Annotated in this window: 18 protein-coding genes; 8 read left to right on the top strand and 10 right to left on the bottom strand. The window is 56.9% G+C overall.

The features are described 5' to 3' along the window. Positions 1-18 precede the first annotated feature (18 nt). On the top strand, positions 19-1,566 hold the full coding sequence (locus tag ACSQ3G_RS30910; RefSeq protein ID WP_436113058.1) for an AAA family ATPase: 1,548 nt from the start codon (positions 19-21) through the stop codon (positions 1,564-1,566). Further along, a complete protein-coding gene (locus ACSQ3G_RS30905; protein ID WP_436113057.1) occupies positions 1,566-2,402 on the top strand; it encodes an HNH endonuclease in 837 nt (278 codons plus the stop codon). Before ACSQ3G_RS30910 ends, ACSQ3G_RS30905 begins: the two co-directional genes overlap by 1 nt. Before the next feature lie 57 nt (positions 2,403-2,459). Here ACSQ3G_RS30905 and ACSQ3G_RS30900 read toward each other — a convergent pair whose 3' ends face one another. After that, entirely contained in the window at positions 2,460-3,221 is a 762-nt protein-coding gene (locus ACSQ3G_RS30900) for a hypothetical protein (protein ID WP_436113056.1), read from the bottom strand. Continuing rightward, entirely contained in the window at positions 3,218-5,983 is a 2,766-nt protein-coding gene (locus tag ACSQ3G_RS30895; protein WP_436113055.1) for an N-6 DNA methylase, read from the bottom strand. The genes ACSQ3G_RS30900 and ACSQ3G_RS30895 overlap by 4 nt, the downstream gene beginning before the upstream one ends. Positions 5,984-6,361: 378 nt before the next feature. Between ACSQ3G_RS30895 and ACSQ3G_RS30890 the strand changes: the two genes are divergently transcribed. After that, positions 6,362-6,616, top strand: coding sequence for a FitA-like ribbon-helix-helix domain-containing protein (locus tag ACSQ3G_RS30890; protein ID WP_436113243.1), 255 nt, complete (start codon positions 6,362-6,364; stop codon positions 6,614-6,616). Next, positions 6,613-7,032 (top strand): type II toxin-antitoxin system VapC family toxin, encoded by a 420-nt coding sequence (locus ACSQ3G_RS30885; RefSeq protein WP_436113054.1) that lies wholly within the window; start codon positions 6,613-6,615, stop codon positions 7,030-7,032. Before ACSQ3G_RS30890 ends, ACSQ3G_RS30885 begins: the two co-directional genes overlap by 4 nt. Before the next feature lie 1,274 nt (positions 7,033-8,306). Here ACSQ3G_RS30885 and ACSQ3G_RS30880 read toward each other — a convergent pair. The 8 genes from ACSQ3G_RS30880 to ACSQ3G_RS30845 form a co-directional block, all read right to left on the bottom strand. Next, positions 8,307-9,362, bottom strand: a complete 1,056-nt coding sequence (locus ACSQ3G_RS30880; protein WP_436113053.1) for a siderophore-interacting protein — start codon at positions 9,360-9,362, stop codon at positions 8,307-8,309. A gap of 8 nt (positions 9,363-9,370) precedes the next feature. Continuing rightward, positions 9,371-10,156, bottom strand: coding sequence for an ABC transporter ATP-binding protein (locus ACSQ3G_RS30875; RefSeq protein WP_105403705.1), 786 nt, complete (start codon positions 10,154-10,156; stop codon positions 9,371-9,373). Then, the gene (locus tag ACSQ3G_RS30870) at positions 10,156-11,127 is read right to left on the bottom strand and encodes a FecCD family ABC transporter permease (protein WP_436113242.1); all 972 of its coding nucleotides are present in this window, start codon (positions 11,125-11,127) and stop codon (positions 10,156-10,158) included. The genes ACSQ3G_RS30875 and ACSQ3G_RS30870 overlap by 1 nt, the downstream gene beginning before the upstream one ends. Positions 11,128-11,201: 74 nt before the next feature. Continuing rightward, positions 11,202-12,191, bottom strand: a complete 990-nt coding sequence (locus tag ACSQ3G_RS30865; RefSeq protein WP_436113052.1) for a FecCD family ABC transporter permease — start codon at positions 12,189-12,191, stop codon at positions 11,202-11,204. Beyond that, positions 12,188-13,165, bottom strand: a complete 978-nt coding sequence (locus tag ACSQ3G_RS30860) for an iron-siderophore ABC transporter substrate-binding protein (RefSeq protein WP_172723933.1) — start codon at positions 13,163-13,165, stop codon at positions 12,188-12,190. Before ACSQ3G_RS30860 ends, ACSQ3G_RS30865 begins: the two co-directional genes overlap by 4 nt. Before the next feature lie 58 nt (positions 13,166-13,223). Then, a complete protein-coding gene (locus tag ACSQ3G_RS30855; protein ID WP_436113051.1) occupies positions 13,224-15,716 on the bottom strand; it encodes a TonB-dependent siderophore receptor in 2,493 nt (830 codons plus the stop codon). 117 nt (positions 15,717-15,833) lie between these two features. Continuing rightward, complete coding sequence (locus ACSQ3G_RS30850) at positions 15,834-16,772, bottom strand: FecR family protein (RefSeq protein ID WP_105403700.1); 939 nt, start codon at positions 16,770-16,772, stop codon at positions 15,834-15,836. A 105-nt stretch (positions 16,773-16,877) separates the two neighbouring features. Then, positions 16,878-17,591, bottom strand: coding sequence for an RNA polymerase sigma factor (locus tag ACSQ3G_RS30845; RefSeq protein WP_436113050.1), 714 nt, complete (start codon positions 17,589-17,591; stop codon positions 16,878-16,880). Between the two features lie 431 nt (positions 17,592-18,022). On the opposite strand from ACSQ3G_RS30845, the gene ACSQ3G_RS30840 reads away from it, so the two are divergent. From ACSQ3G_RS30840 to ACSQ3G_RS30825, 4 genes are all read left to right on the top strand, one after another. Further along, entirely contained in the window at positions 18,023-18,205 is a 183-nt protein-coding gene (locus ACSQ3G_RS30840) for a hypothetical protein (RefSeq protein ID WP_105403698.1), read from the top strand. Positions 18,206-18,243: 38 nt separating this feature from the next. Then, positions 18,244-18,540 (top strand): hypothetical protein, encoded by a 297-nt coding sequence (locus ACSQ3G_RS30835; protein WP_105403697.1) that lies wholly within the window; start codon positions 18,244-18,246, stop codon positions 18,538-18,540. An 869-nt stretch (positions 18,541-19,409) separates the two neighbouring features. Further along, positions 19,410-20,159: a sensor histidine kinase gene (locus tag ACSQ3G_RS30830; protein WP_436113049.1), complete on the top strand. Its 750-nt coding sequence runs from the start codon at positions 19,410-19,412 to the stop codon at positions 20,157-20,159. Further along, a complete protein-coding gene (locus ACSQ3G_RS30825; protein ID WP_436113048.1) occupies positions 20,110-20,826 on the top strand; it encodes an RrF2 family transcriptional regulator in 717 nt (238 codons plus the stop codon). The genes ACSQ3G_RS30830 and ACSQ3G_RS30825 overlap by 50 nt, the downstream gene beginning before the upstream one ends. Positions 20,827-20,868: the final 42 nt, after the last annotated feature.

Raw genomic sequence — 20,868 nt, 5'->3', positions numbered from 1 at the left:
TAGAAGTGGGGAAACGTCTTGTTCTTTAAAGTTCTAGCGCATGGTGTAAGGCCACCGGCCGATGCTATCGGCTGCGCTTTTCTGCTGACCGACAATTGGGATGACTGGTTTAAATACAATACCTTGTACCAATTGGTGGTCTTTGACGGAGACGGAACGCGGCATGACATAGGTGGCGTTAAGATTGGCCAGTTCAAAATGGAGAAGGAGCAGCGACGTCCAGCGTTGCCCGTGGAGTTCGATGAGCTCGGCGAGGAGTTCTTCTCCCTTGGCCAAGACGACAGCTACTATGAAGACTTGAACAACCTCGGAGATGAAGCGCGCGACTTTATTCTGCGCGGTTTGCGCGATATGGCGTTTGATCTTGATCGTTTTCAACTCGCCCGCGAAGAGGGTGTCACGGGTGTTTCGCTTTTGCGGTCAGTCACGCCGGCAACGGTGCGAGGACAGTTTTCACGCATGTCGCGTGGGGGCGCCCGGCTTTCAAAATACCGCTTTTCCTATACCGGGCCTAAGCCTCGGAGAGTCGCTGTGTCGCCTCCGGTCTTTGAGTTTGAAGTCGAGCCAGGCTCAAACCCGCCGACAAACGTGCATGTAATTATCGGACGAAACGGAGTCGGGAAGACCCATCTGCTCAACAACATGACTCGGGCAATAGTCGATTCGAACGCTCGGACAAGCGAAGTCGGATCGTTTGAAGGAGATCCAGAGGATATTCTGGAAGATCAGGTTTTCGCGAACATTGTATCCGTCTCCTTTAGTGCATTCGACTCATTTGAGCCGCTTCCCAACCGACAAAACAAAAGCGAAGGCATTCTTTATACATACGTCGGTCTGAAACGTATCGACAGTGCGGACAAAGATAGACGCCTGGTGCCCAAATCTCCAGCGAGATTGGCAACAGAGTTTGCAAACAGCGTGCTCGCATGCCGTCAGGGGGCACGGGCCTCACGATGGCAACGTGCCCTAGAAACACTTGAGACCGATCGCGTCTTTAGCGATGCGGAAGTGGTCGAACTAGCAAACCCTGAGCTCGACAGCGAAGATGTGAAAGGAGAAGCCCGGCGCAAATTCGACTTGCTGAGTTCGGGCCACAAAATCGTCCTTTTGACGATAACTCGACTGGTTGAGACAGTTGAGGAGCGCACGCTTGTCCTACTCGATGAGCCCGAGGCGCATTTGCATCCGCCTTTGTTGTCAGCTTTCGTCAGGGCGTTGTCGGACCTACTGGTCAACAGGAATGGAGTGGCAGTTATTGCAACGCACTCTCCGGTGGTCCTCCAGGAAGTGCCAATGAATTGCTGCTGGAAGATCCGACGGATAGGAGAGCGCTCTATAGCTGAGAGACCGGAAGTCGAGACGTTTGGCGAGAACGTCGGCATCCTAACTCGCGAGGTGTTCGGCCTCGAGGTAACTCATTCCGGGTTTCACAAATTGCTTACGGATGAGGTTCAGAGCGGATCGACCTTCAATGGAATTGTCGAAAAGTTTGGCAACGAACTCGGCGGTGAAGCACGCGCTCTTGTGCGGGCCTTGATCGTAGCGAGAGATGCGAACGACATCTGATGCTGAAACTCGACAAACCAGCCCAAACCGCACTCGACACGTTCACCCTCTGCATCAGCCGTGTCAAAAACGTCAACCTGAAAACTCGGCTGAACGCTGCAGCAAGTGCTGTTGTTGACGCCTCCGCCGCATATGACGTTGCCGGACCACTTCAGAACCTTCATTCCATTCCCAGGATCGCACCGGTTGTCGCAGTAACAAAGGATGAAATGGAGACCGTTTACACTCAGCGAATGGCGGGAGCAAAAGGTCCCGGGCGTCCAATTTATGACGAGATTTTCGCTTCTGCGCCTAACGGCCGCTGTCCCCTCTGTGCCCATCGAAACGTGATGACATTGGATCACCATCTGCCCAAGGCTCACTACCCGGCGCTTGCTGTGTCGCCTTTGAACCTGGTCCCATCATGTACCGATTGCAACAAGGCAAAACTGGCAGGGTTTCCGACTACGGCGCAAGAGGTTAGCATTCATCCCTATTACGACGATGTCGACTCCGAGGCGTGGTTGGTCGCGAGCGTCGTGCCGACATCGCCCAGCGCTCTCCTCTTCGAGGTACAAGCCGTTGCAGCTTGGGATCCAATTCTTATGCAAAGGGTCCGAAATCACTTCAAGGGCCTAAAGCTCGCGGCGCTGTATGCCTCTCAAGCTGCTGAGGAGTTGTTGAACATAAGATACTCGCTGCATCAAACGCATGGTGCCGGAGGGCTGAATGCTGTTCGCGAGGAATTAATGGCGAAAGCGAGTAGCTGCAGGAATGCTCGCCGAAACGGCTGGCGAACGGCCGCTTATTCGGCGTGGGCTGCCGACCCCTGGTTCTGTGATGGCGGATTCGCGTGACCATAGGGAAGGCCATCGCCGACGCCATCAAGCAGTTCAAACTCACGAATGCCGGAATTACTTTTGGCCGCTGGGTATGATGCTTTCTGATGGGAAATTGCTCTGTATCTGGCCGATCGAGCTCTGCGGTGAGATTTCGCTCGCGTTGAGTTCAGCTCGTGGTGGTGGCGGGGGGAAAAGAAGCTGTTGCAAAGGCCGCGATTGTATGAGCGCATCATCGTAAGAAATTGGCGGATGGGCGCAGGTTGAAGCGACCGCGACCTCATCTGGCCGAAGGCGAAAACCGACACTAATACCTTTTAACTCTGCCGCGCGTGCAGGTTCTTTTACATTCAGGTAGTCGAATATCGGTGACCACCATTGTGCGTCATCCGGACGGCTTTGCCATGTTTCAAGCTGCACTACGGGAAAGCCCGCGCCATGCAGAACCGACGAGACATAGGTTGCACAGGTGAGGCCTTCGCTAACATCTCGACTTTTGTATCGTCCCTTTTCGTCGAAGGCTGCTTCGGGAGGATTCGGCCCGTAGGGGATCTGTTTCGACTGGGCGCACATCTCGATGAAATCGGCCACGAATTCGCTCAGTGAATCAGCGTGGGAAAGCGCTTCACAATCCGACCAAAGAAAGTCAGGTTCGAGTGGAAGCGGATCATCGCACAGATTGTTGTGCATCGCGAGATGGGCGAACCTAATCCCACCACTGGAATGGCGGTATAGCAGGCCGACATGCATGCGCTGGTGTCGCTGGGATGTTGATTTGATCGCGATACCGACATAGGCAGGATTGGGCGTAACTTGCCCACAGTGCTGGAATGTCATTCGTATAATCCGATAAGGAGCCGCTTCACATTCTGTCCTCGCTGATCGAGTTCGAGGGCTACCCGATCACGAAAGCCATTCCAATCTCTAAGCTGCGACTTGAATCGGTATGTGCCACGCAGAAGGGTCATCAATGATGTTTCCGCAAGTTGAGAAACAGGCGAGGCCTCAAGCGCATCATTGATTTCGACATAGTTCCCTGACTGCGCCAGTTCCTGAATCTTCCCCAATATCCTCACCCGGTAGCCCCGCTCGGTTCCATCCATCCCCTTTTCGACGAAAGGCTTGGCCCACAGGGGAAGCGTGCTGGCGGGGCTTGCTGCCCGGCCGTTACCCGGCTTGCGATCCAGTCCCAAAATGGCGGTGGCAATGGCCTCGATTTCGGCTTCGAACCCCGTGGGGTCGTCCGGTTTGGCCGCGAGATGAGACGCCGCAAACTCCGACAACGCACCAATCTCTCTTTCCAAGCTTCTATAGTTCTTGAAAAGATCGGGTACCGGTATGTCCAGAATATAGCGAGGACTCATGTCAAACTGGCCTCCACCTGTCGGAGGAGCATGCTCTGCCACAAGGTTGAAAAATGCGGAAGAGTTCAAGAAAGACAGGTACGCGAATTCGATCTGCTGCCGTTCATTCGCTGCAAGCTCGCCCTCCGGCGATTGTCGAACGACCCAACCAAAACCTTGCAGCACCATGGCATCACTAGGCGTGTGGCGGACAATGCCACCGGGTTTTGCCCAGTATTTTGACACAAATGTAGGTGGGGTGGTCTCCATGCCTAAGCGAGGCCAGCTCAACTCCCACCACCGGCTTGCCTTGCCACGCCTTTGGGCGAGCTTTTGACGATTCGGTTCGAGATATAAAGCGCTGTAGTGTGGCAGCCATTGGCGCAGCTGAGTCTCATTTTCTATCCCGTGCGCCTCGCCATATGGATAGAACACGTGGAACAAACGCGTCACCCGGCCTGTTGCAATGCCCTTGGATGAAATGGCTGCACGGAAAAATCGGCGCTCGGCTATAGGCAGCTCACTCCATTGTGCCTCGTTGAGAACGAATGCAGCGTTTTCACCGGTGCGAATGCCTTGCCGAACCTCGAAAACGTCTGCAATTGTGGTTTTTAGCGTTTGCTTGGCAATTCGCGTTAGCGGACGTAACCGGCCAAGGTTCTGGTCGGGCAGCGCTTCAGCACCAGACGAAGGCGAGCTGGGTATTCTGGATGAAGTTCGCGAAGGCTCGATGGTGAGCGAAAAGCCGGCCTCGTCATCGATAGCCCATCGCTTCAATCTGAGCGCACGCAATGAGTCGCCCGCGCTTTCCGGATTGATTCCGGCATGCAGCTTAATTGTTTCATCGATAGGATTGCCGCTCAAGATCAGGGCGCCAACACGCACACGGGCATGCGAAAAGATTGTCTGGTCGTCGAATAGCGCAGACAGGTAAACGCGCTTCCTCTCGGCGAGGTGGTGCCTCCATGAACTGGCAGACTTGGCGTCGAGCGCGTTAGCAGGTAAAAGCGTGGCGACGGCCCCATCCCTCTTTACAATGTCAAGTGCGCATTCAACGAAAGCTGTGCTGAGATCCGGCCTGGCCCCTGCGGTTTTTCTCAATGTCTCCGACAGGTAGCTTCTTTGCATGAGATCAAGCTCCTGCCAGCTACCAAATGGCGGATTCATGACAACCACATCGACGGGAGAGGAAAGCTTTGTTCTGAGAGAATCTGCGACCGCAAGGTCGAGCGTGACGCGCTGGCTCCCAGGCCATTCATTACTTGCCATGCCGAGTACGAAGCGGGCCATATCGATGGCTACCTGCGACGTGTCTCGTCCGATCAGCGTGATCCGACCTCGATACTTGAACCTCTCCAACGCCCGCAAGGCTTCCACCAGAAAGGCAGCAGACCCGCACGCGATGTCGGCTATCGCGATATGTTTTCGAGAGTGCAGGTCTCCGAGAGACAGAAGTACCTGTTCGGATAAGGCCCTAGCCAAAAATGGCGGCGTAAAATGAACGCCCCCGCGCGCCGGCTTACGCACGACAGCAGGGCCTAGATAATTGAACAGGTCGGGCGGTGGAGTCTGGACAAGAGTGTAGTGGGCTTCTTGAAATATAGCGCCAGATGCATGTCGCATCGCCAGCGCAACGTTGGCGGCCAACGAGCGGTTGCCTAGCTGCAGGGTCTGAAAGTCTTTGTATATTCCCTCGACATCGCTACTGCGGATCGACGACAGCAATTGTCTAGCACCGGCAGGCAAGACTTGTTCCGAAATGCCCCGCCCGTCGGATTGCTGTTCGCCGGCAAACAATGAAAGGAGCGTCAGATAGACCGAGATTGACTTTTCATCTGGCAGTTCTGCGTGCTGGACAAGGCTGCGCACCCGATTGAACAGTAACACCGAATGCTCGACGATGGAGCGGCGGTCTTCCGTCCTATCAGACCGCAGGTGGTTATAGAAATCAGCTGGGCTGTCCAATACTCGACCGCTATCGAATTCCGTCGCGTCATCAGGCCGATCCCAGCGCAGCACCCTGACCTTATCGCCCTTAAAGAGCACATGGTGAGGTATGTTCGATGACCAGACCCAGGATGAGGCCTCTATCGGGTCTACATCCTGGGCAACCGAAACTGCGAAGCTACCGTAGGCGCCGTCCAGCAAAACCTCGTGGTCACCTTGGGGATACGTATTCCTGCTGCGGAACAGGCTAGCGCGGGCCAGGCCGTGTTGTTCAGCCAAAATGCCGATCCGGTCGTCTAAGCTGACCATTTTCTAACGTCTCGCATGCAAGGGCAATTATAAAAACAGGCTATCCGATCCTCACATCAACTACAATCGAAGAGTTGAGATGCAGTTAACCATAACCACGGTTCTGGGTACATTTTCCGGATAGCCGCGGAGTTACTACATACGCACTTCTGAGGGCATACAGCTTCCATTTGCGGCACCTCCGCTGTAACCTTATGCCGCGGCGTTCGTTTTATCAAACCCTTAGCTCATTTGCGTAGGGTGTCAGCGGTTCAGATCCTTTCAAGGCGGGATATCTAAACTGACGGGATGTTCGTCCTCGTCAATGAACGTCTTGAGAAGTTGGGTCATTTCTGTATATTTGATATCAAGGCCATCATTTTTACGGAGGTGATATCAATGCCGGCAGTCACCATTCGAAACCTTTCTGACGAAACACATCGTGCTCTGCGCGTTCGAGCCGCTCATCATGGCCGGAGCACCGAGGCCGAGATCCGCGACATTCTTGAAGCCGCTGTCCGTCCTCCCGAACGTATAAAGCTCGGTTCCTTGCTGTCTGCCATTGGTCGCGACGCCGGGCTTTCCGACAGCGACGTTGAAGCCATAGAGAAAAGCCGCGACAAGACACCTGCTGAACCGATGACCTTCGAATGATCTTGCTGGACACCAACGTTATATCCGAGCCTTGGAAACCGGTACCTGATGAGGCAGTAACCGCCTGGTTGGACGCCCAAGCTATCGAAACGCTTTTCCTATCCGCGATAACGATTGCTGAACTTCGCTTCGGGATCGCTGCTATGCCTTCAGGGAAACGGCAAACTATCCTTCGCGACCGCCTTGAGGGCGAAGTGCTGCCCCACTTTTCCGAGCGCATCCTGTTCTTCGACCTGGCTGCTTCTCAGTCTTATTCCGGACTGATGGCACGCGCTCGGGTATGTGGGAGAGCGATTGGCACGGCTGATGGCTACATTGCAGCCACAGCGGCAGCAAACGGCCTCGCGATCGCCACTCGTGATACCAGCCCTTTCGAGGCTGCTGGGCTGAAAGTTATTAATCCCTGGTCCAGATAACTACGTCTGCATGTAGGTGCCGTGAGTTCGGATCCCTCAAGACCTTGGGCCGCCTGATTATCTGGTCCGAAGTTCTCGCTCCCGATATGTATCGTGCCGTAGGATTCCGCCGCCATGAAGGCTGCGGATTCAGAACTTCCGTGAGCGCGTTCTTGCTCCATGCCGATCGCGGGCTCGTGAAACCTATCCTGGAGAGGTCAGTGCGAACTTCACTGACCCCGGCCCCTCCGACCGCAGGTCACCAGGCATAATCTGGGGCGGCTTGCTGCTTTCATGAGGGCTTCGACCAAATTGTGAGAGCTCAGGAGGCGCTCCTAGCGCGGAGGGCTGATGGCATCTCGGATCCTATGGAACATTGGCATGACATCATTGAAACTCGCCTTGGTGGTAGCGCAGGTAACGGTTGTGCGTCCCTTGGGGGTTTCGAGCATGGACATCATCATCCGAACGTTCGCGTGGTCAGGACCGGTTTTAGGAACGCCGATGAACTCGACTCCGGAAATGTCATCGATCTCGAAAGCGCTGGCGGTCTCCAGCTCTATGCTAGCCGAGAGCGATCTCCGGGCCTGTACGCTCCATTTCTCATCAAGGATCTCGCGTTGATCTGAGGCTGAGTGAAACCGACGTTCTGGGGATCGGCACGAAACGTAACGCCGCAGAGATAGCTTGATGTTCCGACTGGCCGCGGTTGCCCGGAGGCGGGGTCGATCCCGAAAAGGACATCATATACCGGGTCCTTTGCAGAGTCGCGCTTGATGACGAATCCACTGCCGAGATTGATCTTCAGTCCGCTGACGGGATCTTCCATTCCGTGTGCTGGGAGAGAGATGCAAATAGCGGCCATGAACGCCGATCGACGCAACAGGTTTGTCAGGATGCGGATGAATCGAATGCCAAACGTCATGTTGAAAACCATGTGGTAGTACCTTTCCATCAACGTCAGTGCTGTTTGACACGCACCTTGACCGTGTGTTGATTTTCAGCACGATTTGATCGGCTTTTCCACTTCGCCGTGATCCACTCAGGGCGAATAAAGATAGTTGGACACAATTCCCTACGTCGGATTTGGTGGGGTAACAGGAAATGAAAAAACGGATCAGATGATGGTCGAACATGGAGGTGTTCTATCGCGGCCTTTACCTGCAAAGTCGGATCATATGATGCCAGCGTTGATGAACTTTGAGCGTATTATTGGCACAAGGCGGGGCGCGCATTTGAACCGCCGCACCTTGCTTGCAGTGGGAGTGCTTGGAATGCCGTCCTGCCAATGCAGGTTATGACCAGTAGGCCGCAATGTGGAGATCAGGCGGGCGGCGAGATTGGATGATGGAGAGGTTCCTGAAGTCGTCGGCCATATCTTTCCCAGCAGCGAACCAAACACAGACATTTCGCAGATCGTGGGGCAACGGCGGGAGGGCTGCCATTACGGCAGACCAATCGCCGATCGCATCCACGCAAAGCGTCGTCAGGCTGACGCCCGCCGGAGTTGGAATGGGATATTCGGCGGATCCGGGCACGGTTTCGAGAAGAAAAACAGAGCCCGTTATGTCCACTGCCTGTGCTTCCAATAACCTTGCGATTGCGGGAAATGCTGCCTCGTCACCTACGATCAGCCATTGGGGGCGTTGGATCAGCTTTCCTCGGCCAAGCCCCATGATACCAACGACATCATCCGCGGGAGCGGTCTCAGCCCACTTGCCGGTGCGGCCGCCGAGGTGCCTAAACACATCAAACTCGATCCAGCTCGCGTCCGGATCTGCGTTCCGGACTGTGTAGACGGGGCGATGCATCGCGCCGTCTCCTGTCGGCCATACGGTCCGGCCGTTATTGCCAATATAGGGCCAGGCCGGCGGCCCGCTGCATGGTGGCTGTATAAGCCGAAAGTGGATGGCATCCCCAGTGAAGGGCTGGAGGTCGCGACCCGACAGCCGCACACGCAGGAAAGCCGACCCAATAGGGTTGACCGAGACGACCTTGCAGAGACGGAAACCCGGCGGCGATACACCGGCACCGTCTACTGTTTTCCAGCACAGAACACGGGCTATTTCCGGCGCGACCTCTAGCAGATGCTCCCCGATCTCGTCGCGCAGCAGCTGGAGGGTATCGCTCTGTGCAGCCGTTACCGTCATTTCGAGACCATCGGATGCTGCGCATACGAGGATTTCGCCAAGGTCCGTGCGGCAACCAACACAGCCATTTTCCTCAACAATGGGCAGACCTTGCTGTTGTGCCTCACGTAGAATGATCGACTTTACGATCTCGAACCCGATGCCCGGAAATACCGCATGCGCGATGAAAGGATGTGGATTCCGCTCCATGACCGACATCATTTGCCCTTTCACCGAGGAATCACGTGCGGACAACCATGCAGCGGATCGGGTATGACGAGACAATCCAACCCAAAAATCTGCCGCATCGTCGCCTCCGTGATCACATCGCCCGGCGCGCCCTCGCGATGTATTTTCCCATCCTTGAGTGCAAATACATGATCGGCGAAACGTGCGGCCAGATTGATGTCGTGGAGAACCATGACGACCGTTTTGGCACTCTCCCGATTCAGCTTTCGCACCAGATCCAGAAGCTCGATCTGATGGGGCAGATCCAGAAACGTTGTCGGCTCGTCGAGCAAGAGGATTGGTGCGTCCTGCGCCAATATCATTGCGATGAAGGCTCGTTGGCGCTGTCCGCCGGACAGTTCCGACAGGGGCCGAAGTGAATACGCCTCTACACCGGCCAGCGCCAGGGCTCGCTCGACCGCCAGAGCATCTCCGCGGGACCATTGTGACAAAGGTGACTGCCATGGAGTTCTTCCCCGCGCGACCAGATCGAATACGCGTAGATATTCCGGGACGGTCGAATTTTGCGGCAGGATCGCCAGCTGCCTTGCGACCTGTTTCGACTTCTGGCGATCGATGGGGTCTCCTTCAAGCAACACCTCCCCCTCATCCGGCCGCAAAAGCCGGGCGAGGCAACGCAGCAATGTTGACTTCCCGCAGGCGTTGGGACCGATGACGACACTGATCTTTCCCCTTGGCACAGCAAGACCGATGTCGTCGAGCACAGTGCCGACCGGCCGCGTCAGTGTCAGGCCTCCAGCTGACAGTGGAAAGGTGGCGGTTTTCATCAAATCACTCCCTTGCGGATTTCGAGGGTAAGTTGCCACGCCAATAGCGGGGCTCCGATCATCGCAGTGAAGACCCCGGTCGGAAGATCGGCCCCAATAGGGAGAGAACGGCAGACAAGATCGGCAAGGACCGTCAGGCACGCCCCGATTGCCGCGGCTCCCAAAAGCGGCGAGCCGTTGCCCGCACCGGATGCAGCTGAAAGCCTGCGGGCGATTGGATTGGCTGCGAAGGCGACGAACGGCAGGGGCCCGGCTACACTGACGGCGCATGCGGTGAGGCCAACTGACAGAAAGAGGATTTTCAATCGGGTTGTCGAGACGTTGAGCCCTAGACCTGTGGCAATGTCATCGCCTAGTGCCAGGCTCTTCAGTGCAAATCCCTGCCATAGCGCGAACGGCCCAAGTATGATCAATGCGCCAAAGATCAGGACTACGTCACCCCATTCGGGACTGGGAAACGCGCCGACGAGCCATTTCATGATGTCTGCGGCGGTCAAGAGATCTAGCCGCGCCATCATGATATCGACGAGAGCCATGAGGAAGAGGCTCAGCGCCAAACCTGTAATCACGAGACGCGCTGACGACAGCCCCTTGTTCCAGGCGAGCGCGAGAACGAACGCTGCGGACAACACGCCGCCAACCATGGCTCCTGGCAAGACCCAAAAACTGCTTCCGGTCAGCATAACGGTGAAAAGCGCTCCGGTGGCAGCGCCGGAACTAAATCCGACGATGTCTGGAGAAGCCAACGGATTGCGCAACATGTCCTGGATCAGTGCGCCGGCGACGCCAAAAGCTGCGCCAGCCCCGATCCCGACGAGAAGGCGCGGCAGACGATGATACCAAATGACGATATCGGGGGTTTCATCCCCTTGCTGAAAGAGAATGGTCGATATTTCCGCCGTGGTCAGCGGATAGTTTCCAAAGTACAGAGCAAGCCCGGAGACAGACATGAGGATTGCAAGCGTCAGCACGGTCAAGACAAGCGTCTGCGGGTTAACCCTCCCGGAAAACGCAAAGCATCGCCACGTCACAGCAGTTGGCCTTCTCATACGCCTACCCGTCCTCTCCGGATTGCAAGGATCAGAGCCGGTGCGCCGATCACGGCGACCATCACCCCCGCCTGCATGCCCGTGCCGGCAAACAGCAGACGTCCAGCGATATCGGCAGCCAGGAGGATGGTGGCGCCCAGAAGGGCCGACACCAATAGCCGAATACGCTCGTCCCCGGCGACCAGCCCCATGGCAAGATGTGGCGCGATCAGTCCGACAAAGCCGATAGGGCCTGCCAGCGTGACAACGGCCGAGCAGAGACAAACGGCGGCGGCAAGTCCAAGCAGGTAGGCGAGCCGGATATCGACGCCAAGCGACCTGGCGAGATCCTCGCCGAGCACATAGGCGTTCAGCATCAATCCGGCAGCCACCGCGAGGACGAGGCCTGCGGCGAACAGTGGCGACAACGTCCCGATGGCTGCCATGGATATCCCGTCAAGCCCGCCCATGACCCAGAAACGATAGGTGTCGAGCGCTTGCTGGTTCAGCAAAAGGAAGCCACGCACAATCGCCAGGAAGAACGCGCTGACGGCAGCACCCGCGAGAAGCAGACGTATGGGGTGCGGCCTGCTGCCCGCAAAGGCTCCAAGCGCCAGAACAGCCAAGGCACCCGAGGTTGCGCCCGCCATGGCGGCCACCGATCTTGCCAATGTTATTGCATCGCCGGCAACGGCAATGAAGATCACCACACCGAAAGCCGCTCCGGCATTGATTCCAAGCAGCCCAGGGTCTGCCAACGGGTTTCGGGTAACTGTCTGCATGATGGAGCCAGCCGCTCCGAGGGCCGCGCCGCACAATAAGGCTGCCACCAGCCGCGGTATTCGCAACGACCACACGACAATATCTTCGGGCCGATTAAAATCCCTGGCAACGAGTGCATTCCACAGCTCGTTAAACGTAATAGGCCGAGGGCCGAGTGAGAGTGTCAGACCGAACAATATCAGGAAAATGGGCAACGCGAGGAGTAACAGCGGCCGGCTCTTCATGGGTTTTGGCCCCCGGCGCTAGCAGCGTTTGAGGGCGAAGTACTTGCCAGCACCTTCTCAAGCTCCGGAACGAGGCTCGAAAGCGCATAGTCGAGGCTGAGCGGACTGGAATGTGAAAGCGCTGCAGAAAGCAGGACGTCAGCATGGACCTCACGCCCAGTCCTGACAGCACGGAGAAAGGGATAAAGCGGCTGGCTTGCGAACTCAGGGCGCCCTTTTCCGGAATTCAGCCAGATCAGTACGTCAGTGTCGATCGGGGTCAGATCTTCAGGAGACAAGCGCACATAGAAACTCCGCCCCACCGCCAGCGCATCGACCGCGTCTGGCGTTCTGAAGCCAAGGGCGGCAAGGAAGCGACTTCTGACATCGCGCGACGTGAAGGTTTCGGGCCCTCGTATAGACGCCATCACCGCTGTCTTCGTATGCCAATCGGGGTGTGCCGCCCGAACGGCCGCGAACTTCCCCTCCAGTCGATCAATAATCTCCTTTGCGGCCGTTTCGCGAGCCGTCGCGTAACCGAAAACTCTGGTCATCTCCTGCCAGCGCATGTCGTAATCCCCGCCGTCGGCCGCCGGTGGCAAGGTGGGCGCTATTCTCGACAGGAATCGGTATTCGGCTTCGGTCATGCCTGACCACATCCCCTCAATGAGGTCAGGGTGCAGCGCAGCGATTCGTTCGAGATCGATCTGACCACTCAAGACAACCGGGACTTCGTCTCCGAGAGCTTTCTCTGCCCAAGGCCAGACGCCCTTTGGGTTGTTTCCGTACCAGTAGCGCAAGCCTGCCGGTTTGATCCCCAATGCCAGCGCGAAGTCGTGCCCGATGTAGCTGAGTGTGACCACTCGAACCGGCTTTGTCGTCACGACCGTAGACCCGTAGCGATGCTCGATCGTGCGCGGGAAGTCTTCCGCACACGCGCTGCTCGCGGTCAATAACAGCGTCGACAGGACTATCAATCTTCTCAAAACCTGCATCGGGTGCCCCGAATAATCTGACACCCAGAGGTGCCTTCGCTTCGCTGGATGCATTGGTTCAGAATTTGCGCGACGCGGTGAACGTCACCCGTCGCCCCTCGTTGTAGGTGCAGCTACCGGCATAGTCCGCCAGTGGGCCTACCGCCGTAGCGAATGTGGCGGCATTGCATTCGGCCTCGTATTCCTTGTCGGCGAGGTTGCGCGCGGCCAGAACGAGGCTCCAGCCGTCCCGCTGATAGCTGATCGATGCATCGAGAAGGTTAGCGGAGCTGATATGATAGGCGTTGGTGGCATCCGAAAAATATGAGCCGACATGCCGTATCCCGATCCCAAGACTGAGACCTTCAAGCGCAGGCGCCTGCACATCATGTTTGACCCAGGCGGAGGCCGAATGGACAGGCGCCCTCGCAGGCCTCTTGCCCTGGAGCGTCGGATCCTTCGTCACCTCGGCATCCACATACGTGTAGGAGCCGAGAACCGTGAAGCCGTGGCTAAGCTCAAGAAGCGCGTCGACGTCGACACCCATTGAGCGAACCTTGCCTGCCTGGATCTTTGTTATTCCAGTCAAGTCGGTCGGGTCGTTATAAGTGGCGTTCAGCTTTGTTGTGTCGAACAGGGCCACGTTAAAGTGACCGCGGTCTTCCGGCAGCTTGTAACGCAGGCCGATTTCGTAGGCACGTGACGTCTCCATGTCGAGGGCCGCGCCGCTTGCCGTGATGCCGGCGGGAGGAACGTTGAAGGAGTAGGCAGCGTTGCCATAGACGGTCCATGCATCATCGAAATTCCAGGCAATGCCGAAACTGCCGGACGTCACCTGACCTTCGGATGTGATCTTTCCGGCACTCGTTTCTGTTGAGCTCGTGACCCAATCATGCCGGATGCCGCCACTGAAAACGAGGTTGTCGAACTCACTCCGGCTCGTCAGATACACACCCGTCTGATCTATGTCATTGTTCAAAACGGCAGGCAGATGGGTGGGAAGCCCGGACAGGAAGTTTGTCAGATCACCCGTGAAGAGATTCAGCTCTCCCAGATATCCCTGGGCATAATCCACATCGGAACGGGCAAGGTAATGGTCGAAGCCTGCCACAATAGTGCCGCTCAAGTCTCCGGACTCGAATTCGTAAGATAAATTGTTATCGAAACTCGCCTGGTAGGCCTTCTGGTCTAGATCGAACTTGCTGAGCAACGCGGTGTCAACCGAACTCGGATCTGCTCCAGGTACACCAAACAGTGCAGGCAGCGAGACGAAAGCGGCCGGAACCGCGGTTCGCATCCGCCAGTCGTTTTGCGCATATCGCGCTTTGCTATGGAAGGTGATGCCCGTTTCGAACTCATGCTCGAACTCATAGCCGACGGTGGTCTGCCTGGTTTTGACGGAGTTGTGGTCTGCAAGTCCGGTGTAGGTATCCGGCGAGAAATGCCCAAGCGGGTTGTGGCGCCGCGATCCGTATTCCGGCACAACCGACCAGCTGTCTCCGACATGGTCCTTTTGAATTTCTGCGAAAAGAGTGAGGCTGGTTGTGTCTTCCGGCTTCCACGTCAACGAAGGCGCCACGTAGAAACGTCCCTGATCGACTTCGTCATAATTTGTGCCTGATCGGTTGGCCACACCGACGAAGCGGTAGGCGAAATCATCGCCGATCGGGCCAGTGCTGTCGATGCCGGCCTCCATTCCTCCATAGCTGGAAAGACGGCCAAAGACCGTATTGCCTGGCTCGAAGCTCGGACGTTTGGTCACGGCATTGACCAGGCCCCCCGGCTCGTTGGACCCATAAAGATCGGAGGTCGGCCCCCGGAGAATATCGAGGCGCTCCAACCCGAAAGGTTCGGTCCGCCATGCCGCCCAGCCGAATGTGCGCAACGGCATGCCATCTCGATAGGTACCGACATTCTGGGTTTCAAAACCGCGGATCACGTACTGGTCGTAGCGATCATCGTTACCGTAGAGTCCGGTGGCGACACCTGGCGAATAGGCGATTGCTTCTTCGAGATCGGATACCCCCCGGTCGATCATCTGTCGCTGTGTCACGACGTTTACCGAACGTGGTGTCTTCTGAATATCGGCGGAGATACGGGTGGCCGTGGTGCTGGAATCCAAATTGTAGGAATCCTCACTCGACTGGCCGCCGCTTAGAATGATGGGCTGAAGGACGGTCGCGTCGTCAGAGCCAAACGCGCCGCTTGCCGTCTCCGATGGGCCGATAATCGTCACGCTGTTTCTGCTGGTGAACCGCCAGGTTAGTCCAGTCCCCGACAACAGCTTGGCGATCACTTCCGGCGCTGCGCCTTCTCCCCGGAAGCCATCTGTCCGCAACGATCGTGTGGCCGCAGCATCGTAGATAAGTTGCAAACCCGCCACGTCTGCAAAGCGGTTTAATGCCTGGGGCAGGGGCCCGGCTGCGATTTCATACCGCACCGTCACGGCTCGCTCCTGAGCAGCGGCGATGCCGACGAAAGGAACCGTGACAACCGGCAAAAATACCGTCGTCGCAAGAAATACCGCCAGCCTGCGCGTGGAGCGGTGAGACGCCGCAAAGTGAGAATTCATGTAGACCCCCTGGACACATCTCTGACCGCTGACAACAGGCAATCAGATGATTTCGCGGTCTAAGACGTTTGCCCAGAGAAAAACCGGAGTAAGGAAATCAAGATATTTCAAAAAAATTCAGCGATGGATCAAGATCACGAGACTTCCCAGCCGTGTGTCATTGAATCCAAAGGATTTTTCCAGCGCCTCGATGATCTTGACGATGTCGCTTGTCTCAAACACGCCGCTGACCCGTCGCGCTCTGATGGACCCATCGACAATCCTTATCACTCCCTTATGATAGCGGTTGAGTTCGTCGATAACCTCGCCCAGCGGCCGGTCGACGAAGATCAGCTTTCTCCGTCTCCATGCCGTTTCGGATGCAGCATCCACTTTCTCGATGGAGCCAAGATGGCCATCTTCGTAACGGACACGTTCATCCGGGCCGAGTTCGACGGATGCTCCGGCAGGCTTGCCCGAAACGGCAACATGGCTTTCGATTACCGTCACGACACCGCCGCGGTCATCGTTTCGAACACCATATACGGTGCCGAGCGCAGTTGCCTCGCCTCCCTCGGACTCCACAATGAAAGGTCGGTGCGGATCGGAAATCACGGTGAAGACAGCCTCACCCTTCTTAAGGTGGATTCTGCGTTCACCAGAAGAGTAGGCAATTGTAATAGCCGTGCCGCTGTTCATTTCGGCTGTTGAGCCGTCCGGCAAAGCCAGGACCTGGAATTCGCCAATTGCCGTATAGCCATCGGCAAACAACGTCGATGGAACGTCGAGGACGTAAATGCCAAGGCCAAGGAGACAGAGAAACGTGAAGCCGGCCGCGATCGGTCGCAGGAAGTCACGCGCAGGCGGAGGCGGCGTTAGAAAGGCCGGGGTTAGCTGAGCCGCTCCAAGGTCCCGCCAAGTGCCGGCAATTTCTGAATAAGCGTCGCGGTGTTGATCTGAGGCCGCAAGCCAAGAACGGAATGCCACCTCATCCTCTACCGAGAGAGGGCCGCCATCGCGCCGAAAGAACCATTCGGCCGCCTGTTCCAGCATATCCTTGTCGTTGAGATCCGTCATGAACAACGGTTAGCCTTGTAACGTCCAGAGACAATGAGACAATGAGTTAGTCCAACCAAAACAGAAGACGTTCTGGAGGAGCCAAGCCCCAGGTCGGGTGCAAATTTAGTCATTTGCCTTTACGCGCCGAGCGCAGTGGACCGTTGCCGCTGCCAGGTGCTTCTCCACAGCACTGGTGCTGATCCTCATCCGATTGGCGATTTCGGCGTGGGACAACCCTTCGAAGCGCCGAAGAACGAAGCACTCGCGGCATCGCGGCGGAAGTTCAGCAACGGCCTGTGCGAGAACTGCCAGTCGCTGCCGGCCGATGACCTCCCGCTCCGCATCCGGCCGATCATCGGCAGCATCCAGGGTGCCAGCGTCGATGAAACTTCTCTGGAGGCGCACTCGATGGCGATGGTGATCAGTAACGAGATTCGAGAGTATGCGGTAGAGATAGGCCCGTGGATTGAACGGCAGGTCGTTGCCAGTCGTCACCAGCCGTAGACAAGCCTCTTGGACAAGTTCGTCCGCCACCGCATCGTCGCCAACCCTCCGTCGCGCATAGCGTCGGAGCTCTCCGTAGCATCGTTCGATGACACCCGCGAGGAACCGCTGGGGATCATTGCCGTCCGAGAGCACCGAATCCGTCATTTCCTGAACTGCCTGTACCACCGAAATATGGCCGATGCTCAACCTTCGCCATTCATTAGAGCGAATAGGTAGGCGTTTCAAGGCCACGCTTCTTCGAACATCACTGTCGAGCCTGGCATCGCCTCCAGGGGCTAAACGGGGCGAGGGCCAGATACCAGAGAGCCGCAAGAACTCCTCGATTTCCATCTCGAATCTTGAACATCCGCCTCGGCTAGGGACGTTCAGCGGAATGTTGCCCTCGGAAAAGGCTCGGCGTCCCGAATAGCGGGGGATGCTACTCCCTCACCAGAGCGCGCGGTTAGGGGTATCGAGTTTTTAGACCCAAGGCATCTGAACGCTGGGAGGTTGCTCGTTTCCGCCAAGCGAAAACGGGTTTATGCTTTTACATAGACCAGGGCGGTGGTAATTCATGACCTAAGACAGCATTCTGACGGCGTTAGCTCAGGTAGTCTTGGCCGGTCTCACGCGGGTGAAGCCACTTGAACCTCTCGACAATCCGCAAAACGAGGGGCTCCGCCGTCATGATTTACAAGACCTGGTGGCGATATTTACAAGACCTGGTGGCGATGGCCAACGACGAAATTTGGCCACATTCAACAACCCTGAGGCAGAGAAGCATGGTAGCAGCGTACATTGACGAATTCATCATGTTTTGCGCTGGCCTTTGGATGACGGGGGTCGGATTTGGTTATCTGTCGCTATCAAGCAATCCGGCCCGTCGGCCGTCGGTCGTTCGTCATTTCAAGTGGATGGGTCCGCTGCTGCTCGTTATTGCGATCATTCTAGCCGCCGCCTCATGAGCCATACAGACGCAACGTCGCCAGGTGCAATTGATGCAATGAACGGTATTTTGGCCTGCGTGTCGTGCGGACGGGCTGACACAGAATCCGTTGTCCGTTTCGGATCGTACATTCTCCGATGCGCCGCTTGCGGCGAAACTGTCGTCACAACATCCTTCATCGCCGTGCTCGACACCGATCATCAATGCTCTGCCTTTTTCGACGCCGGTCCCGGACAACACCCTCAGCCGAAAGCGCTCGTCGCGCGGGGACCGCTCCGGCTGATTGCGACGACAATCAATGCCGCAGCAAGCGATGGAACTTTGGTCCGCCTGATTTTCGAGCGAACGGGCTGATCGATCGTGGAGAGGGGCGCGGCTTGAGGTGACTGAGGATGTCCGCATTCCTGGTTTTGTCCCGTCGAGGCCAGCAGCCGAAGCGCCACCTGGACGGCAAGATCAACATCAACTTCATTGGATACAGCTTCGCCTCCCATGTTCAATCCCAAGGAGATTTTAGGTTCGAGTCCCTTCAAGGCGACCGGGCGGCACGCGGAATGTTGGCTCTCTATTCCAATTGGTTGACGCGCGAACTCCGCCTGGATTGGGGGAAGCCACGATTGCATGCCTGAAGTCCGACTGACGGCGAATTCGCAGACTCCTGCGCCAGAGAATGCGCCGGCGCCTTAAAGCGGCAGGTGAGAATGGTCCGGATTGGGCAAGGCCTCCGCATTGACTAGTTGTAACTGCTCCGTGGTTTCGCGCTACTTGAACTCCGCGAAAAGCGTTGGCGAGCCGGCGGCCGGGGGGGGTGCGGACCCTTCGGTCGCCGATCCCGTCTTGACATCCTATATCGCCGGCTAGATAGCAACCAACAGCAACATGACCTCGTCATTCGAGGTCATGGATTGCGAGACTTTGTAGTCGCTGTGACGAGCGCGAGGTCATGCGGACCGCGCCGCTGCCCAATCATACGGACAATTGAACCTTGCTTGCGGCGGATGCGGCTAATCCTTTGGTGCGTATCTAAGATCGATCGGATTGACCCAGCATATTTGCCTACTGCTCCGAGCCATCCTGCTCGAGACAAGACCACCCCCGTGAAAACCTATCTATCGGTATGGCCATGTCCCATCCTTAGCTTGATCGATCCCACCGCTGCCATCCCTTAGTTTGCGGTGAGTTGCTGACCGATTTGGGCCTGTTCTGCGCCCATGGAGGATCTCATGTCGCATAGCGAAATAGGCTTGCAAGCCAAGAACGACTTTCCACTTTCTGTTGCCGGTGCCGCCGCTAAGGGTCACCCGCCCGATTCCATCCCCGGCACGGTTCATGATCTGGGCAATCTCATACAGGTTGCGGTATCAGCATTGAACATCCTCTCCCGCAACGCTCATTTGGCGGCCGATCCGAGCCTGCCGCCCATCGTTTCCAGCGCGAGAATGTCTCTTGCACGCGCCGGAACGCTTGTGGAGCAGACCCTCCGTCGGGCACGCGAGGGAGCGGCCTCGGTGGAAGCCGTCAGCATCGGTGGCTGCCTGAGCGAGCTTCGGGAGCTGGTCGAGAAAATCTGGGAGCCCGAAATTCAGCTCGACGTTCAGGTGGAGCCGGATTTACCGCCCCTGACCTGCAGTCGGATCAATCTGCTGGGAGCCATTATGAACCTGCTGACGAATGCGCGCGATGCCATGCCGGATGGCGGGACTATCGCACTTGCCGCGCGAAGAGCGGCAAAAGGCGGATCTACGGCGGCTGTCGAGATAGAGATCTTGGACAATGGCCTCGGCATGAGCGCAGATACGCTGCAGCGCGCCTTCGAGCCCTTCTTCACAACAAGAGCGACGGGGCTTGGCGGCTTCGGCCTGCCCGTGGTCAAGCGGTTCGTCGAGGAAGTGGGGGGACATATCGCCGTTGAAAGTAAACTCAATGCCGGCACTCAGGTCACAATGTATCTGCCGATTGCCGTATGCCGATGATGGCTTAGGCGGAAGCCAGACGTTGCCCTCTTCAGCGGTTATTGATTTCCGTGCCGCCGCAGTTGCGCTTCGGGGCAGTTCAAATCAGTGCTTGCCAGCCATAACGCGGACAAGTATAGTCCGCGTTATGGCTCACATAACAGCAGGTGTTGAATACGGGTTGCATTGTCTTCTGTGGTTGACAAGCTCGCCGGGAGCGCCGCTCAGCAGTCGCGATCTGGCTGACTTTCAGGGGATTTCGCCTAGCTTTGTGGCGAAGGTATTTCCGAAGCTGGAGAAGGCGGGGATCGTGACCGCATCCGAGGGCATAAAAGGAGGATATCTGCTTGCAAAGCAGCCCCAAGATATCACCGTTCTGGAGGTTGTTGACGCGATCGAAGGCAGAAAGCCCTTGTTTGACTGCCAAGAGATTCGCAGCCGCTGCGCTGTATATCGGGACCGGCCACCGTCATGGGCAACGAAAGGCGTATGCGCGATCCATGCGGTGATGTTGCGTGCTGAGAAAGCTATGCGAGATTCGCTCGCGAGCCAGACGTTGGCGGATATTGCCGGTGATTTGGCGCGCAAGGCGCCGCCAGCGTTCTCCGACGATGTTCGCAAATGGCTTGTCGACAGGGCAAGGACCAGGACCCGGGGGCCTGCTGCGGAAGATGGAGCGTTGCCCTGAATTGCAGGCGAAGCAGGACGTGAAGTTGCGGCTGGCGGGCTG

Origin of the sequence: Neorhizobium tomejilense, from assembly GCF_964254135.1 — a bacterium.
In the GTDB taxonomy this organism is placed as follows: Bacteria; Pseudomonadota; Alphaproteobacteria; order Rhizobiales; family Rhizobiaceae; genus Neorhizobium; species Neorhizobium tomejilense.
The sequence above is the reverse complement of the archived record's forward strand: the minus strand, read 5'-3'. Positions and strand labels throughout refer to the sequence as shown.

Coding starts and splice junctions, on each gene's coding strand:
- ACSQ3G_RS30905 (WP_436113057.1), top strand. CDS start 1,566: ATGCTGAAACTCGACAAACCAGCCCAAACCGCACTCGACACGTTCACC.
- ACSQ3G_RS30900 (WP_436113056.1), bottom strand. CDS start 3,221: ATGACATTCCAGCACTGTGGGCAAGTTACGCCCAATCCTGCCTATGTC.
- ACSQ3G_RS30895 (WP_436113055.1), bottom strand. CDS start 5,983: ATGGTCAGCTTAGACGACCGGATCGGCATTTTGGCTGAACAACACGGC.
- ACSQ3G_RS30890 (WP_436113243.1), top strand. CDS start 6,362: ATGCCGGCAGTCACCATTCGAAACCTTTCTGACGAAACACATCGTGCT.
- ACSQ3G_RS30885 (WP_436113054.1), top strand. CDS start 6,613: ATGATCTTGCTGGACACCAACGTTATATCCGAGCCTTGGAAACCGGTA.
- ACSQ3G_RS30880 (WP_436113053.1), bottom strand. CDS start 9,362: ATGATGTCGGTCATGGAGCGGAATCCACATCCTTTCATCGCGCATGCG.
- ACSQ3G_RS30875 (WP_105403705.1), bottom strand. CDS start 10,156: ATGAAAACCGCCACCTTTCCACTGTCAGCTGGAGGCCTGACACTGACG.
- ACSQ3G_RS30865 (WP_436113052.1), bottom strand. CDS start 12,191: ATGAAGAGCCGGCCGCTGTTACTCCTCGCGTTGCCCATTTTCCTGATA.
- ACSQ3G_RS30860 (WP_172723933.1), bottom strand. CDS start 13,165: ATGCAGGTTTTGAGAAGATTGATAGTCCTGTCGACGCTGTTATTGACC.
- ACSQ3G_RS30855 (WP_436113051.1), bottom strand. CDS start 15,716: ATGAATTCTCACTTTGCGGCGTCTCACCGCTCCACGCGCAGGCTGGCG.
- ACSQ3G_RS30850 (WP_105403700.1), bottom strand. CDS start 16,772: ATGACGGATCTCAACGACAAGGATATGCTGGAACAGGCGGCCGAATGG.
- ACSQ3G_RS30845 (WP_436113050.1), bottom strand. CDS start 17,591: ATGGAAATCGAGGAGTTCTTGCGGCTCTCTGGTATCTGGCCCTCGCCC.
- ACSQ3G_RS30840 (WP_105403698.1), top strand. CDS start 18,023: ATGGTAGCAGCGTACATTGACGAATTCATCATGTTTTGCGCTGGCCTT.
- ACSQ3G_RS30835 (WP_105403697.1), top strand. CDS start 18,244: ATGAACGGTATTTTGGCCTGCGTGTCGTGCGGACGGGCTGACACAGAA.
- ACSQ3G_RS30830 (WP_436113049.1), top strand. CDS start 19,410: ATGTCGCATAGCGAAATAGGCTTGCAAGCCAAGAACGACTTTCCACTT.
- ACSQ3G_RS30825 (WP_436113048.1), top strand. CDS start 20,110: ATGCCGGCACTCAGGTCACAATGTATCTGCCGATTGCCGTATGCCGAT.